This window comes from Collinsella aerofaciens (assembly GCF_020709435.1).
GTDB classification, from domain to species: domain Bacteria; phylum Actinomycetota; class Coriobacteriia; order Coriobacteriales; family Coriobacteriaceae; genus Collinsella; species Collinsella aerofaciens_AU.
This window is the reverse complement of record NZ_JAJFDP010000005.1, coordinates 20983-39177: the sequence shown is the minus strand read 5'-3', so window position 1 is coordinate 39177 and position 18195 is coordinate 20983. Positions and strand designations below refer to the sequence as shown.

At 59.7% G+C, this 18195-nt stretch carries 12 protein-coding genes, 1 tRNA gene and 1 pseudogene; 10 read left to right on the top strand and 4 right to left on the bottom strand.

Translation table 11 applies throughout. The features are described 5' to 3' along the window. Positions 1–847 precede the first annotated feature (847 nt). The 4 genes and pseudogenes from LK493_RS04615 (at position 848) to LK493_RS04600 (ending at position 4555) form a co-directional block, all read left to right on the top strand. Complete coding sequence (locus LK493_RS04615; protein ID WP_117629022.1) at positions 848–1882, top strand: SIS domain-containing protein; 1035 nt, start codon at positions 848–850, stop codon at positions 1880–1882. Between the two features lie 119 nt (positions 1883–2001). Further along, positions 2002–2142: pseudogene (locus LK493_RS10295) on the top strand (PTS sugar transporter subunit IIC); the annotation flags it as partial. A 47-nt stretch (positions 2143–2189) separates the two neighbouring features. After that, on the top strand, positions 2190–2657 hold the full coding sequence (locus LK493_RS04605; RefSeq protein ID WP_227790286.1) for a PTS system mannose/fructose/sorbose family transporter subunit IID: 468 nt from the start codon (positions 2190–2192) through the stop codon (positions 2655–2657). A 431-nt stretch (positions 2658–3088) separates the two neighbouring features. Beyond that, positions 3089–4555, top strand: coding sequence for an ATP-binding protein (locus tag LK493_RS04600; RefSeq protein ID WP_227790285.1), 1467 nt, complete (start codon positions 3089–3091; stop codon positions 4553–4555). Between the two features lie 100 nt (positions 4556–4655). On the opposite strand, the gene LK493_RS04595 is transcribed toward LK493_RS04600, so the two are convergent. Then, the gene (locus LK493_RS04595) at positions 4656–5147 is read right to left on the bottom strand and encodes a hypothetical protein (protein ID WP_227790284.1); all 492 of its coding nucleotides are present in this window, start codon (positions 5145–5147) and stop codon (positions 4656–4658) included. An 11-nt stretch (positions 5148–5158) separates the two neighbouring features. Here LK493_RS04595 and LK493_RS04590 point away from each other — a divergent pair, with 11 nt between their 5' ends. Further along, a complete protein-coding gene (locus LK493_RS04590) occupies positions 5159–5575 on the top strand; it encodes a hypothetical protein (protein ID WP_227790283.1) in 417 nt (138 codons plus the stop codon). A 445-nt stretch (positions 5576–6020) separates the two neighbouring features. Here the strand turns inward: LK493_RS04590 and LK493_RS04585 are convergent, their stop codons facing one another. Together LK493_RS04585 and LK493_RS04580 are read right to left on the bottom strand one after the other, a co-directional pair. After that, the gene (locus tag LK493_RS04585; protein WP_227790282.1) at positions 6021–6707 is read right to left on the bottom strand and encodes a DUF5710 domain-containing protein; all 687 of its coding nucleotides are present in this window, start codon (positions 6705–6707) and stop codon (positions 6021–6023) included. A gap of 242 nt (positions 6708–6949) precedes the next feature. Then, positions 6950–7024 (bottom strand) — tRNA-Val (locus LK493_RS04580). A 289-nt stretch (positions 7025–7313) separates the two neighbouring features. On the opposite strand from LK493_RS04580, the gene LK493_RS04575 reads away from it, so the two are divergent. From LK493_RS04575 to glmM, 3 genes are all read left to right on the top strand, one after another. Further along, positions 7314–8336: a DMT family transporter gene (locus tag LK493_RS04575; RefSeq protein WP_206428103.1), complete on the top strand. Its 1023-nt coding sequence runs from the start codon at positions 7314–7316 to the stop codon at positions 8334–8336. Between the two features lie 149 nt (positions 8337–8485). Beyond that, positions 8486–10798 carry a DUF4012 domain-containing protein gene (locus LK493_RS04570; RefSeq protein WP_227790281.1) on the top strand — a complete coding sequence of 771 codons (2313 nt, stop codon included), beginning with the start codon at positions 8486–8488 and terminating at the stop codon, positions 10796–10798. A gap of 83 nt (positions 10799–10881) precedes the next feature. Next, the gene (gene glmM / locus LK493_RS04565; protein WP_227790280.1) at positions 10882–12213 is read left to right on the top strand and encodes a phosphoglucosamine mutase; all 1332 of its coding nucleotides are present in this window, start codon (positions 10882–10884) and stop codon (positions 12211–12213) included. A gap of 205 nt (positions 12214–12418) precedes the next feature. Here the strand turns inward: glmM and LK493_RS04560 are convergent, their stop codons facing one another. Further along, entirely contained in the window at positions 12419–13993 is a 1575-nt protein-coding gene (locus tag LK493_RS04560; RefSeq protein WP_227790279.1) for a carboxypeptidase M32, read from the bottom strand. 505 nt (positions 13994–14498) lie between these two features. Between LK493_RS04560 and pheS the strand changes: the two genes are divergently transcribed. After that, positions 14499–15575: a phenylalanine--tRNA ligase subunit alpha gene (gene pheS / locus LK493_RS04555; protein WP_227790278.1), complete on the top strand. Its 1077-nt coding sequence runs from the start codon at positions 14499–14501 to the stop codon at positions 15573–15575. A gap of 161 nt (positions 15576–15736) precedes the next feature. Then, positions 15737–18190 carry a phenylalanine--tRNA ligase subunit beta gene (gene pheT, locus LK493_RS04550; protein ID WP_227790277.1) on the top strand — a complete coding sequence of 818 codons (2454 nt, stop codon included), beginning with the start codon at positions 15737–15739 and terminating at the stop codon, positions 18188–18190. The last annotated feature ends 5 nt before the right edge of the window (positions 18191–18195 follow it).

Below are 18195 nucleotides of genomic sequence, written 5' to 3'. Positions count from 1 at the left end.
CGTCTCCAACCGTGAGATGAGAGATAGACGAGAAGCGTATACGAAAGATGGCTGTACAGCAAAGAGCCAAACAATTAATAGTGCTGTTAATAGTGCTGTTTGGTTGGTGATTGTTTTTTCAGTAAAAACACTTACGAATAAAGCAAGTTGCAAACAGCTGCCCCTTTATTTCGTGCTCATTTTTAAGGCGAGAAATTGCCGTCATATGATCGGACGAGTTACAACGATTGCGATTTAGTATTTGGCGCGGATGCGGTCGATTTCGATGAAACGCTAGTTGACCACGCGGTAGATTGCACTTTCTCCCAGACGCCCCGGCAATGCGCAATAAGCCAGATAACAAAGCGATTGCCGGTGCGTCTATCCATGGGGAATTCCGGGAAAGCTTCTGCGGACAGTCAAAAGATTCGTCGGCCCCAAGCGGATTAAAGGTATTTGCATAAGACGTCATTTAACTAGGGACGATGCATATTGAATCGTTCAATGAACTTGCACGCTGTGTCCAACAATGCCGAGTGTTGTTTTAAGGGGCTTGATGAAAGAACAGAATCAAAATAATACTTGCATAGTTTGTTGTGAGCTGTCTCTCGCATGGCTGGAGTAAAAAGCAACCGCTCGATGCGGAGATCATTCGGGATGCAATGGAATTCGCTGCTGACTATTCAGCTAAGAATTGCCTTAAACCCGGCGGCTTTGGATTCGAGCATAAACTCGCCGAGATGAAAGACGGCCAAGCTTCCATTTCCTAGAAAGGTATTTTTTTAGGTCATTAAGTATTAATACGTAGTGAAATGACAAGTTGTCAATTGAAACGAATTTCACTCTATTAAACGAAGGGATATTAGATATGTTCAATTTTGATGAGCCTCGTTACGAGAAGGTTGTGAGCGATGCCCTCGCTCTCCGTCCTCAGATTGAGGCTGCCGTGGACAAGGTCTGCGAGCAGGGCTATTCCAACATCTTCTTCATCGGCTGCGGTGGCACCTGGGCCCACACGCTCCCGATGAAGTACTGGGTCGAGACCACCACGGCCGACGTCGACGTCCACTGCGAGATCGCCGCCGAGTTCCTCGCATGCCCGCCCAAGACCTTCAACAAGGACTCGGTCTGCGTCTTCTCCACCCGTACCGGCACCACCCCCGAGATCATCGAGGCCGCCAAGTTCTGCCAGGAGCAGGGCGCCCGCACGCTGATGTACGTCTCCAACGACAACACCCCGGCCACCGAGTACGCCGACTACAAGTTCTTCAGCTTCGCCGAGGACGACGTCCTGTGCGAGGCCATCTACACCTACCAGATCACGCTGGTCGCCCGCTTCCTCAAGAACGCCGGCGCCTTCCCCAAGTACGACACCTTCATGGAGGAGTTCGGCAACATCGCCCCGTACCTCATCAAGGCCAAGGACGCCCAGGACGAGCGCTGCGCCGCCATGGCCGAGGACTTCAAGGACACCGACTACCACATGGTGATCGGCTCCGGCATGCTCTGGGGCGAGGCCTACGACTACGCCATGTGCATCCTCGAGGAGATGCAGTGGATCAAGACCAAGTCCATCCACGCCGCCGAGTTCTTCCACGGCACCATCGAGCTGTGCGAGGAGGGCACGAGCCTCATCATGCTCTACGGCGAGGACGACACCCGCAAGCTCATGGACCGCGTGGACAACTTCACCCACATGCTCGCCGACGAGAAGGGCGTCAACGTCCGCGTGAACAAGTTCGACACCGCCGAGGTCGAGCTGCCGTTCAGCGACCCCGAGTTCCGCAAGATCGTCTCCCCGATGGTCACCTACACCATCACCGAGCGCCTGAGCTGCCATCTCGAGCACGTCCGCAACCACCCGCTCACCACGCGTCGCTACTATCACCAGATGAACTACTAATCCTTTCAAATTGCTGCTGTTGCCTGCAGGCGAGCTGTTCTGAACGTCTCGCCTGCAGGCTTATTTCTGGGGTTAATCAGAATAGTTGCCCAGTACCTCCTAGTTGCGCTGGTCGCATTATGGCGTCTATGGACGAGCAAGCATTTGGCATTACGATGCTTGGTCGTCCGCTGTTTACGAGCCTGTTTGTCGGCTTGATCCTTGGCGATGTCCAGCAGGGAGTTATCGTCGGCGCTGCTTTGGAGTCCATGTTCATGGGCGCCATCATGGTCGGCGCGGCGGTACTCCCGAGGTCTATGCCTTCGGCGTGCTTGGCTGCGCGTTTGCCGTCATTACGGGTACGGGCACGGCAACTGCCGTCGCGCTCGCCCCTCCCGTCTCCGTCTTCCTTCTCTACTCCGTTATTAACTTTGCAACGCGTATCGTCGCCGCCCATCTGGGATACGACCTGGGAACCAAGTTCCTGCAGCAGTCCGAAGAGAACAACCTTATGTCTCGCATGACGCATGCTGCCGGCGTTCTCGGAATGACCGTCATTGGCGCAATGATTGCGGCACAGGTCTCGCTGTCCACAGCTTTGACCTTTGATGTGGGTGGTTCGGAGATTGTCCTGCAGGATCTGTTCGATTCGATCTTCCCCGGTCTGCTGCCCTTGCTGGCAACGTTCGCTTGCGTTGCCCTCTATAAAAAGGGTGTCAAGACCATTTGGATTATTATTGGTATCTTCGCGATCTGCATCATCGGAACGGGCTTGGGAGTGTTCGCTGCGGCGTAATGTTGACTGCTATGCTCGCGCGTTGGATAACTAACTGACCGTTTGAAAACGGGGCTCGGCGTAAGGCCGGCCCCGTTTTTTGTTTGAGGGATTTTCTGACCGTCCAAAAAACCACGCTCGCCCATCACCCGCGTATCTCTCATCTCTCATTCGTCACTAATAATGAGAGATAACTGAAAGACGAGAGATAAATATGAGAGATAACTGAGCAGCAAAGAGACAAGCAATCATGGTATTGTCTCAATACTGATTGTTCTACCAGCAAAAACATGTTTAAATGAAACAGATGGCAGACATCTTTTCTTTCATCTCTCACTTATCTCTAATATGAGAGATAGCAGAAAGATGAGAGATAATTACGAGAGATAACTGAGAGACGAAGGAAATCTATCCGTGGCATTCTCCGTCGGGCCGAGCGAAAGGACATGCAGATGAACGAAAACGAGCTGACCGGTCTGCTCGAGTCTTTAAAGCGCATGGGCTCGGACGATCTTAACGTCGAGGTCAAGGAGAGCGCCACGACGCTTTCCCGCGACGTATGGGAAACGGTTAGCGCGTTCGCGAATACCGCTGGCGGAATTATCGTGCTCGGCGTGAGCGAGCGCGCGGGCTTTGTTCCGGTTGAGAACTTTGAGACCGAGAAGGTGCTCAACCAATTCGTAGCGGGCATGGGTGATGCCGGCGGTCGCGGAAAACTGGCCAATCCGCCCAAATACACCATTGAACGCGTGGAGCTCCAGGGCACCGTGGTTCTGGTCATCACAATTGAGGAGCTCGACCCGTCGAGCAAGCCTTGTTATGTCATAGAGCGGGGCGCTCAAGGCGGCAGCTACAAACGCATCGATGACAAAGATGTTCCGCTTTCGTCGACCGAGGTCCTGTCCTTGTCGTCGTATGAGCGGACGAGCCCCAGTGATCGCGACGCAGTGCCGGGCGCGGGTGTGGGCGACCTCGACGAGGCCCTGATCGACCGCACGATAGAGCGTGCTTTCTCGCTGACGCCCCGAGCTATGCACGGTGCGACGGACAAGAAAACAAAGCTGGAGCGCCTGAATTTCCTCGATTCCCAAGGCAACGTGACTAAGGCCGGACTCCTGGTTGCGGGCGCCTATCCTCAGCAGTTCTACCCCAAGCTCTTTATCGATGTGGCGGTCTATGCCGGAACGCAGAAGGGCGCGGCGGGGCCGTTGAGGTTCATGGACCGTACGATCTGCGAGGGAACATTGGGCGAAATGATCTCGGATGCCGTCGCGGCAATCGCCAAGAATTTGCGGCGAACCTCGACGATCCAAGGCGTCTCGCGTGTCGACTCGCTGGAGATTCCCGAGGAGGTCCTGCGCGAGGCAATCGCCAACGCCGTAATCCACCGAGAATACGGAGATCGGTTCTGTGGGCAGTCGATCGCCGTTGACGTCTTTGATGACCGTATCGAGGTGACGAACCCCGGCGGCCTATACGGAGGAAAGACTCGCGAGAACCTGTTTGACGGCAGCTCCCGATGTCGCAATGCGACGCTTGTGAAGCTCATGTCGCTTGTCCCGCTGCCGGATGGCGCAGGTTCGCCGGCTGAGGGCAATGGCTCGGGCATCCCGATGATGATCGATGCCATGCGCGCGCATGGTCTGGCCGAGCCCCTGTTCTGCCCGGGATTCGATCGGTTCAAGGTCGTACTTTACCGTTCAAAGATCGAGCCGGTCGATCATGGCGGGGGCTTAATTGTGACGGCACTCAAACACTACGGCGAGCTGGGGACGCGCGAGCTGGCAGAGCACACAGGGCTCACAATTTCCCAGGTTAGGTCGCGCGTCAACGCGCTCATTGCTCAAGGCGAGCTTGAGCCCACGGCGCCGGCGACGAGCCGCAACCGCAAGTATCGACTGTCGGAGTGCGTGGGATAGATGCGTTAGTGGACGAGGCGACCCAATAATCGACTCTCGATTGGCGTCCATTAAGGTAAAGCGGTCGTTGCCCAGTCGACGGTGATGCTAAAGACTCGGCTTACGCCGGCATGGCCCCGAACCCGTCCATCAAGAACAACCTAAGAACCAGCTTGATGACATATCCCGGTTTGACTTCAGCCGTGCCAAAGACGCTGCGCTTGGCGAGCTCGCTGCAGTATGCGTAGATATCGCGGATAAGGTCTGCGCCCGAAAGCGTAAACATGTAGCCTGCGTCCGAAAGCTCATTGGGCGCGGCGGGCAACTTGGCCATGTGGCAGAACGTTTGCAGGTCGGGCGCCATAACATTCTGGTAGTCGAGGTGGCCGCTGGTACCCTGTGCGGCAAGCTCCAATTGGCGCGCAAAATCCAGCGCCGCCGCTAACACAAAGCTCGGCGTAGGCGCATTGACGTCCTGAGTGGTCGCCACAAGCCTACCCGCCGCCTGCGTGACAAGCCAGGCGACCTCGCGCTGGCAGCGCACGGCCTTGCGTGTAACCGGCTTGATGGACGAAGAAGAAACGCTCCCCTTAGGCGTGTTCAAAGCAGCCATAAGACCCTCCCATGAACAATCCGGCCCAACAAGCCCGGATGAAACACGTGCTACATCAGTATACAGGGGAGTGGGGTAGCGGGGTACAAGCGCGCCAGCGGCAAACCGAGAGCATCAACGATGTGCCTCCGCTCTATTTGGACGATGGCACGTGGGTCATTAAGTACTCGGTTCAAGCGCCGGGTACCGTTGGTTTTCGAGACCAGAATTACAACCGTAAAATGCTCAACTGCATGGAATGTGGCGTTCCAGTCGGAGTCATATTTGCAACCGAGGTGGGCTACAAGGTGCTCGGCCTTGCGTTTGTTGAACGGTTCGAGCCAGAAAACGGATGGTTTGGACCCAATACGGTGTTTCTTGAGGCCCATCGCATTGAGTTCGATCACTCGGAAAAGAAGCGTGAAAAGGCGGGGCTTCTGCCGTATTAGCGTATTTGGCTTTGGCGGTCTTTTAAGATCGTGTTGTTTGATCGGATCGCGTGGCGATGCAATCTCGTGCCCGCCCGCCGGTGCATGCTCTTCCTGATTTGTATAGCGAGAGGGGAGCGTGTATGAGCTGGCGAGGCGATATTGCGATGGGGAAGTACGGAAAACTGCCGTGTGCCCTTGTAGACAACAATATGTTTCCGAGCGTAGAGGTTGATTGCGGGTCGTTTGCTGTCGCCTGTCCTTGCTGCGGCTCGCAAATACCGTGTCTCGACATTCGGTTCATCGATGCGCGCGACAGACTCAGCGACGAAGTGAGAAAACAGACAGGCGTTCATATGCCGGTGTATCCGGAGAAATGCCCTGTTTGTGGCCTCGATATCGTGTATGACGCCGGCGATGAGGGATAGGTGATGCGGAGGAGCTGGCTGTGAAGGCTTCTCCGTCTCTACAAATAAATCCCCTCACCGAGTTGCTTGTGGAACTCGGCGTGATGGTCGCGTGCCCAGGTAAAGAGCGCCTGGTCAAAGTCGGTGCGCGCGGCCGGGACGCCAAAGACGCCGGCAACTTCGACGCGCACAAACTCTAGTGCCGGCAGCTTGTTGATGGCAGTGAGGGCAAACGGGGACGAGGGCTCCTCGAACAGATAGCGGCTGCCTTGCAGCGCGTCGCAACTGGTGCACGTGTTGCCGAGCGACGGGGCTTTGGAGGCTCGCGCGCCTACGGGTTTGTAGCCGCAGCGCTTATGAAGGTAGTCGCGGATCTCGCCCGGCACGCAGCCAAGAGCGGGCACGATGGCGAGTGCGTTGGCGTTGGCCGTGTCGATGGCAATGTGCCCGGCTTCGTTGGGCGCGTGCGCGATGACGATGCTCTCGTCGTTATCGGCTCGATAGGGAATGCCGAAGGCCGCGACCGAGGTCTCTTTGTGACACTTCCAGCACTCGCGCTTGCCCAGTACTAGATATATATACGGCGCTGAGGGGTCGGATCGGTCAACACCGGGCAGCCACTCGGCAAAGGGTTCGGGGTTGACGCCGCTGGGTACATACCAGATCTTCTTGGTCCGGTCCCATTTGGCGCCCAGCGCCTTGGCTTCTTCTTTGTGCGAAAAGGGGACATCGAGCTCGGTGCGCATGGCGGCTCCTTGGTGCTGCAGGTGCAAGTGGCTCAAGGATACCGCAGGGCGCAGACATCGCGGCGTTTTGCTGAGGAGTTGCGGCTCGGATGGGTTCGAGACGCGTTGGCCTCGGCCTCGGTGGCTATTGACGCGGTTTTGTGCATGGGCAGGGTGGTTGCTTGGGCGGTTGGAGTTGCCAGCTGATTTGGTGACATAAAACAAAACAGCCCAGAGGACATAGCCTCTGAGCTGCGAACATTTGGTGGGCGTTAGAAGATTTGAACTTCTGACCTCTTCCGTGTCAGGGAAGCGCTCTCCCCCTGAGCTAAACGCCCGATCAAGGGTGCGCAAGCGCGCAAGGGATAATATAACGGAGCCTGAACTCGGTGGCAAGAACATTTTTAAAAATCGCTTACATTGTGGAATTCGGGGGCTTTGTCATATCCATTTCAAAAGAGCCTGCTGCCGCGATTTGACTGTCGCATAATGCAAGGCCATTGCGGTATCGAGCTATGGAAAGACGTCTGCGGAATTGTCCTACCGATAAGCGGACAAGCCTTCGGCTGGTGCCTTCGCCGTGGTAAGGTAAGCCGAATTGTTTCCAGGCTGCTTCGAGGGAATGGAATGAGCAAAGAGCGTGTCGAGCAGGTCGAAGGCGCAGGGGCTTCGGTGCCGATGACCGATATATCGAACATTGATGTGCCCGAGGGCACCGATGAGCTCAGCCGTAGCACCCGCCGCGCTTGGCGCGAGCGCCTGAACAGCGCTTCGACGCGCAAGATGATCACGGGCGTCTTGGCTACGTTGGTGGGCGGTTCGTTTTGGGGCTTCTCGGGCACCAGCGCGAGCTTTCTGTTCGATACCTACCACGTCGACACCTTGTGGCTTATGAGCGTGCGTCAGATTCTCGCCGGTCTACTCTTTATGGCCGTGGTTGTTACGCGCGACCGCGAGCGCCTGATTAAGCTCTGGACCACACCCGCCGATCGCAAGCAGCTGCTGCTCTTTACCGCCTTTGGTCTGCTGTTCAACCAGTTTTGCTATCTTTCGGCCGTGCGCCTGACGAACGCCGGAACCGCGACGGTGCTCCAGTGCCTGCAGCTCGTTATCATCATGGGCTACACCTGCGTGACCGATCGCCGCATGCCGCGTACTCGCGAAGTTATCGGCATTGGCCTGGCTCTGGGTGGAACCTTTTTAATCGCCACCGGCGGCGACCCCACCAGCCTGAATATCTCGCCGCTTGGCCTGGCAGCAGGTCTTATGTGTGCGGTCAGCGCCACGTGTATGGCGGTGATTCCCGCTAAGATCCTGCCCGAATACGGCAGCCCCATCGTCACGGGCTCGGCAATGCTCACGGCGGGCGTGGTCTCGTGCGTCTTCGTGCAGCCTTGGGCGCATATGCCGGCACTCGACGCTGCCGGCGTCGAGGCGCTCGCGGTATTCGTGGTTATCGGCTCGTTTTTTGCTTACATGCTCTATATGCAGGGCGTTAAGGACATCGGCTCGGTGCGTGCGAGCCTCATCGGAACTGTGGAGCCGGTTTCGGCGACCATCACCAGCGCCGTTATGCTGGGCACGGTGTTTTTGCCGACCGACCTTATCGGCTTTGCCATGATCATCGTGATGATGTTCCTCACGGTGTAGCTGGCGCCGCCGCCAAGACAGAAAAGGTGTTGTGCCGCATTTTCGCCAATTGACGTCCGTGTCTGGAGTTTAGCTGTCGATGCTCAAAATGCCATAAACTAGTAACGTTATGGATTTTTTCATTGCGACTCAATTGCGAGGATTTCTTTATGGCTGGTAATCACTTTAAGGGCAGCGATAGCGGCCGTCCTGCAGTTCCGCCGCGTCCGAACGGGGCTGGTAAGGCCGGCACGCCGGGCGGCGCTGGACAGGGCGGTTCCAGTAAGCGCGTGTCCCCGGGCGAGACGGCGATGTTTACCGCTCTGTACGAGCAGTCTCAAAAGGCAAAAAAGACCGGCCGTGCAAGAGGGAATGTCTTTGCGGGCGGTGCAACCTCCGCGTCGCAGCCGAGCGGGGCTCCTTCGGTACCTGCGAACAACGCAGGTGCTGCCAACGCCGCAAATGCCGCCGGCAACGTTAATGCCGGCAAGGCCGCCAACAATACTCCCTCTGCCGGTGGCGCGGGGCTTACGGGTAACCTTGGCACGATTTACACCGGTGCCTCCGAGACTGGCACGTTCGCCCGCCTGGATGATAGCGGTGCCGAGTTTGCGGGCTCGGGTTCCAAGGAAGATTATTACGATTTTGGCTTGAACTACGGTAGCGACGCTTCGTCGAGTTCGACCTCTGACGGTCTGGTCCGTCATCGCCATCGCAAGGGCGAACGCAAAAAGCGTCACACCGGCGCCATTATTGCCGCTGTAGTCGCGGTGCTTCTCGTTGCGCTTGGCGCAAGCGGCTTTATGCTGCTTAACTCGGCAAAGACCGTAAAGAGTGAAGCGAAGGAGGCCGTCGAGATTGTCGGTGGCCTTAAGGACAAGGTCACGTCGGGCGATTTTTCGACGCTGCCTGACGACGCGAAGAAGATTGATGAGCTTTGCGACAGCATGAAGGCGGAGACCTCGAGCCCGCTGTGGACGGCGGCTTCGTTTATCCCGGTGTATGGCAGCGACATCAATGCGGCCCGCACCATGATCGACGCCCTGTCCGATGTCTCGAGCAATGCGCTGGTTCCCATGGCCGATAACCTTTCGCAGGCCACGCCCGGCAAGCTGTTTCAGGACGGCATGATTAACGTGTCCGCGCTGCAGGCGGTCGCCGATTCGCTTTCCAGCAGCTCGAAGGTGTTCAAGAGCGCCAACGAGAAGATCCAGGGCATTGGCGATACTCATATTTCCCAGGTGACCGAGCTGGTCGATAAGGCCAAGGACGGCTTTGCCACCCTCAACGGCGCGGTTGACGCGGCGGAGAAGGTCGCCCCCGTCCTTCCCCAGATGCTCGGCGCCAACGGCCAGACGCGCAACTACCTTGTGTATGCCATGAACAACGTCGAGATTCGTGCCTGCGGCGGCTTTGGCGGTTCGCAGGGCCTGATTTCGGTCGCCGACGGCCAGATGTCGATTGGCGAGTTTGTTCCCCGCATTGGACTCAGCGAGGATGAGGCAGTCGAGAGCGTCGACGAAGAGGATGAGGCGCTGTTCGGCAACCACAGTAACCTGTACAACTCGGGCAATACCTATTCGCCTGATTGGCCCCGCAACTCGCAGCGTGTCGCAGCCCTGTGGAAATCTCAATATGGCCAGGACGTCGATGGCGTCATTGGTATCGACCCGGTGTTCCTGCAGTATCTGCTGGGCCTGGTCGGTAACGTGTCGCTGCCCGACGGAACGGTTGTCGACGGCACCAACGCCGCAAAGGTCCTCATGCACGATGTGTACTGGAACTATCCGGTCGAGGAGTCGGACGGTATCTTTGCGGCTGTTGCCAGCGCCGCCTTCGACAAGATCCTTGGCGGTATCGGCGATGTCGATGTTACGAAGCTTGTCAGCGCCGTTGAGCGCGGTGCCGAAGAGGGGCGCCTGATCGCGTGGATGAAAAACGATGACGAGCAGAACGCTATCAAGGAGATGAACATCGACGCCTCGCTGCCCGATCCGGATGACCCGAGTGAAGATCCCGTTGCTGGTGTCTACTTTAACAACCTGAGCTTCTCCAAGCTCGACTGGTACCTGAATGCCGATACGCAGATTGGCCAGGGCATCAAGAACGGTGACGGCACATGCTCGTATCGCATCACCGTTACCCTGACGAACATCATGACGCAGGAGGAGGCCGGCAAGCTGCCCGACTACGTCGCGGCGAGCGCGCCCGATGCCGCGCGCGACGACGAGCGTCTGAATGTCTCGTTGTTTGCCCCGACGGGCGGCAACATTACTGATCTGACCGTCGAGGGCACCCAGTTTGGTCTTGGCGCCGCTACGTGGCATGGAATCCCCTTCTATTCGGGCACCGTTGACCTGCATGCTGGCGAGACGACGACGATCACATATACGCTGACCACGTCAGCCGAGGCGGGGGACAAGCCGCTTACGCTGCGTCAGACTCCTACATGCCAGGCGGCTCGCGACAGCGCGTCGGCGTAGGGTTTTTCTGGTAGCGCAGATAATCGAGTACCATTTTGGGGCGGACAGGCAATCTGTCCGCCCCTATTTTGTAAGGAGAGCGCATGAAGTACTTTGGCACCGACGGCTTTCGCGGTGAGGCTAACGTTGGGCTGACGGTAGAGCACGCTTATAAGATTGGCCGTTTTGTGGGCTGGTATTACGGCGCCAACCGCGAGCGCAAGGCGCGCGTCATCGTGGGTAAAGACACGCGTCGCTCGAGTTATATGTTCGAGGCGGCGCTGGTGAGTGGCCTGGTCGCGAGCGGTGCGGACGCCTATATGCTGCACGTGATCCCCACGCCGGGCGTAGCACATCAGACCGTGGAAGGCTGCTTCGATTGCGGCATCATGATCAGCGCGAGCCACAACCCGTTTTGCGATAACGGCATTAAGCTCGTCAATAGCGACGGTTTTAAGATGGACGAGGACGTACTGGAGCTCATCGAGGACTACGTCGATGGCAAGAGCGAGGTGCCGCTGGCCACGGGCAACCACATCGGCGCCACGGTGGACTACATGCAGGGCCGCAACCGCTACATTGCCTCGCTCATCGCCAGCGCGAACTTTTCGTTACAGGGCGTCAAGATCGGCATCGACTGCGCCAACGGCTCGGCGTCCTCGGTGGCCAAGCCGGTGTTCGACGCGCTGGGCGCCGACGTGCGCGTGATCAATGCCGCGCCTGATGGTTTTAACATCAACGTTGACTGCGGCTCCACGCATATGGAGCGTCTGCAGCGCTACGTGGTGGAGCAGGGCCTGGACGTGGGCTTTGCCTACGACGGCGATGCCGACCGCTGCCTGGCCGTGGACGAGCGCGGCCGCGTGGTCGATGGCGACCAGATCCTGTACGTGTGCGGCGTGTACCTGAACAAGCACGGTCGCCTTTCGGGCGGTACCGTGGTTCCGACGATTGCCAGCAACTTTGGCCTGGTCAAGTCGCTGGAGCTTGCCGGTCTGAGCGCCGTGACCAGCGGCGTGGGCGACCGTCACGTGTATGCCAAGATGCGCGAGGGCGGCTACAGCCTGGGTGGCGAGCAGACGGGCCATACGATCTTTGGCGATATCGAGCGCACGGGCGACGGCATTATGACCTCGCTGCGCGTGATGGAAGTGATTCGTGCCGAGCGTGAGACGCTCTCGCAGCTCACGGCTCCGTGCAAGCTGCTGCCGCAGGCGCAGGTGGCCGTGCACGTGGCGGACAAGGACGCCGCGCTCGAGAACATGGGCGTGCAGAACGCCATCGCCGAGGCCGAGGCTGCGCTGGCAGGCGAGGGCCGCGTGCTCGTGCGCAAGAGCGGAACCGAGTCTGTGATTCGCGTTTTGGCCGAAGCCCCCGACCAAGCATCCGCCGATGCTGCCATGAAGCGCATCGCCAACGCACTCGAGGCTTTATAGCTACGCGGTTTTACCAAACCGCGTAGCTGCTCGACGCTGCAAACGGCCCCAAGCGGCAATCTGACGTTCAATTTCAAGGGCGCGACCAGAAGGTCAGCGCCCTTTCATTTCGCGTCACCTTGCTCGCTTGGGGCCGTTTTCGCTGACGTTGCCAAGACATTGGCGTCAACATGGTTGGCGTTGGCGATGGCGTGCTGGTCAATCCTTACAGCTCGTACAGCGTGGTGAACTTGTCCTGCAGGTAGCTGCAGTAGTAGCGGGCGTCAAAATCCATGCCGCAGGCACCCTTGATGAGTTCCGGCGCGTCCTTGGCGCGGCCCCATTGCCAAATGTGCTCGCCCAGCCAGGCGCGGACGGGCGCCAGATCGCCGCTCGCGCAGGCACCGGTAAGGTCGACGCCGTCGCGGCACATGGCCGGCACGAACATGGCGTCGTAGGCACTGCCCAGCGCATAGGTGGGGAAGTAGCCAAACGAGCCGCCGCTCCAGTGCGTATCCTGCAGGCAGCCGCGCGTGTCGTCGGGAACCGGAATGCCCAGGTACTCGTCCATAAAGCGATTCCAAAGCACGGGGATGTCCTTGGCCGTGGCTTCGCCGGCAAACAGCATACGCTCAATCTGGTAGCGCACCATAATATGCAGCGGGTAGGTGAGCTCGTCGGCCTCGGTGCGGATCAGCGACGGCTGCGCGATGTTCACGGCGCGGTAGAGCGTGTCCTCGTCCACGCTGCCGTAAACCTCGGGCGCGTGACGGCGCAGCACCTCGAGCAGCGGTCCCATAAAGGCGCGACTGCGACCCACGGTGTTCTCAAAGAAGCGGCTCTGGCTCTCGTGGATACCCATGGAGGTGCCGCCCTCCAGGCAGGTGCGCGCGTAAGCGGGGTTCACGCCCAGCTCGTACATGGCGTGTCCCGCCTCGTGGATGATGCTGTAGACGTTGGAGATGCAATCGTTTTCGTAGATGTGTGTGGCAATGCGCGCGTCACCCACCGAGAAGCCCTCGCTAAACGGGTGCTCGGTAAAGGCAAGCGTGGTGTCGTCCAAGTTCAGGCCGACGAGCTTCATAAGGTCGAAGCTCATGGCACGCTGGGCGGCCTCGGGCACGCGGGCGTGCAAAAAGTCGGTAGTCGGCTGCTGGCCGCGCTCGCCGATGGCGTGAACGAGCGGCACGACGGTGGCCTTGACCTCGTCGCAAAACGCGTCGAAGCTCTCGGTGGAAAGGCCGCGCTCGTACTGGTCGAGCCAAACATCGTATGGGTCGCGTTTGGGGTCCATGAGCTCGGCCTGATGCTTAAGTTGGGCGACGATTCTATCTACATAGGGTTCAAAGCTCGCCCAGTCATTGGCCGTCTTGGCCTTGTGCCACACGGCGTCGGCCTCGCAGGTGAGCCTGGTCCAGGCCTCGGCCTCCTCGGTGGGAATGGCGCTTGCCTCGCGCTGGTCGCGGCCGAGCACGCGGATCTCGTCGAGCAGCTGCGGGTCGTCGATCTTGCCGCCGGCGATGGTCTCGCGTGCCAGCGAGCGCACAAGCTCGACAGACTTTTTGCTGGTTAGGAGCTTGTGATGTTCACCGGCAAGGGTGCCCATGGCATCGGCGCGCGCTGCGGCGCCGTTGGCGGGGGCAATGGTCGCGCCGTCAAACTCGGCAATCTTGAGCAGGTACTCACGAGTCCACAGCTTGCCTTCGAGCTTGCGGATTTTTTTGACGGCCTTATCGACCTTCATGCCTTTGGATGTCTTGCCCGCTGCAGGCTCGGCCTTCTTATCGAGTTTCTTTCCCATACCATATCCTTGATCTCGTGAGCCGAGCGCTTCGGGTGGGCGCGCGGCCAGTTTGCACAGCTACCTGCCTTGTACCCAGCACGAACAAAACGGAACGCGGCGATACGCCCACACAATGTGGTATCCTGTAGCCCAATGCGTTGACGGAGAGGGTTTTGCCCGCCGCGTCGCCGGCAAGAGAGGGAAGGTCATGGGCTGCAAGCCTTCCTGCGGTGACAAGGGCCAAGCGTTCACTCCCGAGCAGCGACCTCAACGGGCACGCGGCCAGCGGCGGCGAAGCCCCAGTAGGGAAGCCGTGAGCCTCGCGATAAGGGGCGCAGAGTGGGCACGGCGGGCCAGACATCCGCCGCGTCAAACAAGGTGGTACCGCGGAATTCAACCGTCCTTGGGCAATGTACATGCCCGAGGGCGGTTTTTTTGTTACCGAACCGGGCCGCGTTTTCGCAACGCCAGGCGGCGGCAGTCGTCCCGGCGAGCGGGGAGCGCGAGAGATGAAAGGGAAGACATGAGTCTGATTGATGATCTGGTCAAACTCGAGGAAGAGGCCAAGGAGCTCGTCGCAGGTGCCGATGACGCCGCCAAGCTCGAGGCTGCGCGCGTTGAGCTGCTCGGTCGCAAGGGCCGCATCACCGGCCTGATGCGCATGATGGGCAAGCTCGCCCCCGAGGATCGTCCCGTGATGGGCAAGCGCGCCAACGAGATGCGCCAGCTGATCGAGGGCATGCTCGACGAGCGAAACACCGAGATGAAGGCCGCCGCCCTCAAGCGCGCACTCGAGCACGACGCCGTCGACATCACGCTGCCGGGCATCCGTCCGCAGATCGGCCACCAGCACCTGATCAAGCAGATCATCGAGGAGGCCGAGGACATCTTCTGCGGCGTCGGCTACACCGTCGAGTCCGGTCCCATGGTCGACACCTCCTACTACAACTTCACCGCGCTCAACGCCCCTATGGATCACCCGAGCCGCTCGGCCCGCGATACCTTCTACGTGGTCGACAATAACCCCGGCAGCGTCGCGCACCCCGAGGCCCACGCCCACGGCGAGTCCGACGTGCTGCTGCGCACCCAGACCTCGGGCGTGCAGATCCACACCATGGAGTCGCAAAAGCCGCCCATCTACATGATCTGCCCGGGCACCGTCTACCGTCCCGACACGGCCGATGCCTGCCACCTTCCGCAGTTCAACCAGATCGAGGGTCTGGTCGTCGACGAGGGCATTACCTTTGGCGACCTGAAGGGCACGCTCGACTACTTTGTTAAGTGCATGTTTGGCGAGGACCGCAAGACGCGTTACCGCCCGCACTTCTTCCCCTTCACCGAGCCTTCCTGCGAGGTGGACGTGAGCTGCCATGTGTGTGGCGGCAAGGGCTGCAACTTCTGCAAGCACAGCGGCTGGATCGAGATCCTGGGCTGCGGCATGGTCGATCCCAACGTCCTTATCAACTGCGGCATCGACCCCGAGAAGTACACCGGCTTCGCCTTTGGTATTGGCGCCGAGCGCGTCGCCGCCCTGCGCTACGACCTGCCCGACCTCAGAACCCTGATGACGGGCGATATGCGCTTCTTAAATCAGTTCTAGTCCCGGCGGCTTTCCCAAGCACCGCACCTTGCCTTTCAATCGTCGGTTGCGTACCTAAGTACGCGGCCCTCCTCTTTCAAGGCAATCTGCGGCACTTGGAAAACCCGTCTCCGTTGCAGTTTTCCGGCTCAAAGCCGCATTTATGAAAGGAGACCAGTTAGATGCGCGTTTCTTACGACTGGCTCAAGACCATGATCGATATTCCGGAGGATCCCAAGACCCTTTCGGACGAATATATCCGTACCGGCACCGAGGTCGAGGCGATCGACACCGTGGGCGAGTCCTTCGACCACGTGGTGACCGCCAAGGTACTCACCAAGACCCCGCACCCCGATAGCGACCACATGTATGTGTGCTCGGTCGATGTGGGCGACAAGAATCTCGACGCCGACGGCAACCCCGCTCCGCTGCAGATCGTCTGCGGCGCGCAGAACTTCGAGGCCGGCGACCACATCGTCACGGCCATGATTGGCGCTGTCCTGCCCGGCGACGTCAAGATCAAGAAGAGCAAGCTTCGCGGCGTCGTGTCCATGGGCATGAACTGCTCCGCGCGCGAGCTCGGTCTGGGCGGCGACCACTCCGGCATTATGATCCTGCCCGAGGATACGCCCTGCGGCATGCCGTTTGCCGAGTACGTGGGCTCGAGCGACACCGTGCTCGACTGCGAGATCACGCCCAACCGCCCCGACTGCCTGTCCATGATCGGCATGGCCCGCGAGACCGGCGCCATTTTCGACCGCGATTTCCACGTTGAGCTGCCCGTCATCAAGGCCGAGACTGGCCGCGCGACCGACGACGAGCTTTCGGTCGAGATTGCCGACGAGGGCCTGTGCGACCGCTATGTCGCGCGCATCGTGCGCAATGTGAAGGTCAGTCCGTCGCCCGACTGGATGGTCAAGCGCCTCAACGCCCTGGGCGTACGTCCGCACAACAACATCGTCGACATCACCAACTACGTGATGATGCTCACCGGTCAGCCGCTGCACGCCTTTGACCTGGACATCTTTGCCGAGCGCGATGGCCACCGTCGCGTGGTGGTTCGCGCCGCCCAGCAGGATGAGAAGTTCACGACGCTCGACGGCGAGGAGCGCGTGCTCGACGCCGGCATGGGCCTCATCACCGATGGCGAGCGTCCCGTGGCGCTGGCCGGCGTTATGGGCGGCATGGATTCCGAGATCGAGGACGACACCGTCGACGTGATGGTCGAGAGCGCCTGCTTCAACGCCGGTCGCACCTCGCACACCAGCCGCGACCTGTCGCTGATCTCCGACGCCTCCATTCGCTTTGAGCGCCAGGTCGATGAGACCGGCTGCGTGGATGTCGCCAACGTTACCTGCGCGCTCATCGAGGAGATCGCCGGCGGCGAGGTTGCTCCCGGCTATGTCGACGTTTTCCCTGCGCCCAAGACTATCGACAGCATCAAGCTGCGCCTGGCCCGCGTGCATGCCATCTGCGGTGCCGACATCGAGCCCGAGTTTATCGAGCGTTCGCTCACCCGCCTGGGCTGCACCGTCGAGCGCGACGGCGATGACTTCATGGTCACCCCGCCGAGCTTCCGTCCCGACCTGCCGCGCGAGATCGACCTGATCGAGGAGGTCCTGCGCCTGTGGGGCATGGGCCGTGTGACGGCGACCATCCCGGCTGCCAAGAACCACATCGGCGGCCTGACCCGCGAGCAGAAGCTCACCCGCAAGGTCGGCGAGATCCTGCGCGCCTGCGGCCTCAACGAGACCACGACTTTCGGCTTTGCCGCCCCGGGCGACCTGGAGAAGATCGGCATGTCCACCGAAGGTCGCGGTTGCCCCGTGGTGCTCATGAACCCGCTGGTAGCCGAGCAGACCGAGATGCGTCGTTCGCTGTTGCCGGGCCTGCTGCAGTCCGTGGCCTACAACGAGGCCCACGGCACGCCCAACGTGCATTTGTACGAGGTCGGCAGCCTGTTCCACGGTCGCGAGAACGCCAGCCTGCCCAAGGAGACCAAGTCCGTGGCGGGCGTGCTCTCGGGCCAGTGGAGCGAGCAGTCTTGGAACATGAAGTACCGCAAGCTGCGCTTCTTCTTTGGCAAGGGCATTGTCGAGGAGCTGCTCGCCCAGCTGCGCATCGAGAAGGTTCGCTTCCGTCCCGTCGAGGGTGAGGGCTACGCTTTCTTGCAGCCGGGTCGTGCGGCCGAGGTTCTGTCCGGCGGCACCGTACTGGGCTGGGTCGGCGAGATTCACCCCGAGGCGCGCGAGGCGATGGGCATCGATGAGGTCGTCGTTGCCTTTGAGCTCGATCTGGACAAGCTGATCAAGGGCGCCCGCAATCAGGAGAACTACCGCGAGTTCTCGCAGTACCCTGCCGTTGAGCACGACCTTGCGATCGTGGTCGACAACGCTGTGACTTGCGAGGATCTTGAGCGCCGCATTACCAGCGCCGGCGGCAAGCTGCTCGAGGGCGTGCGCCTGTTCGATGTCTACCGCGATCCGGTCCGCATCGGAGCGGGCAAGAAGTCCATGGCCTTTGCGCTTACGTATCGCTCCGACGACCACACGCTCACCAGCGAAGAGGTCGAGAAGGCGCACCAGAAGATCGTCACCAAGGTGTGCAAGGGCGTAAACGGCGAGGTCCGCGGATAGGGCTT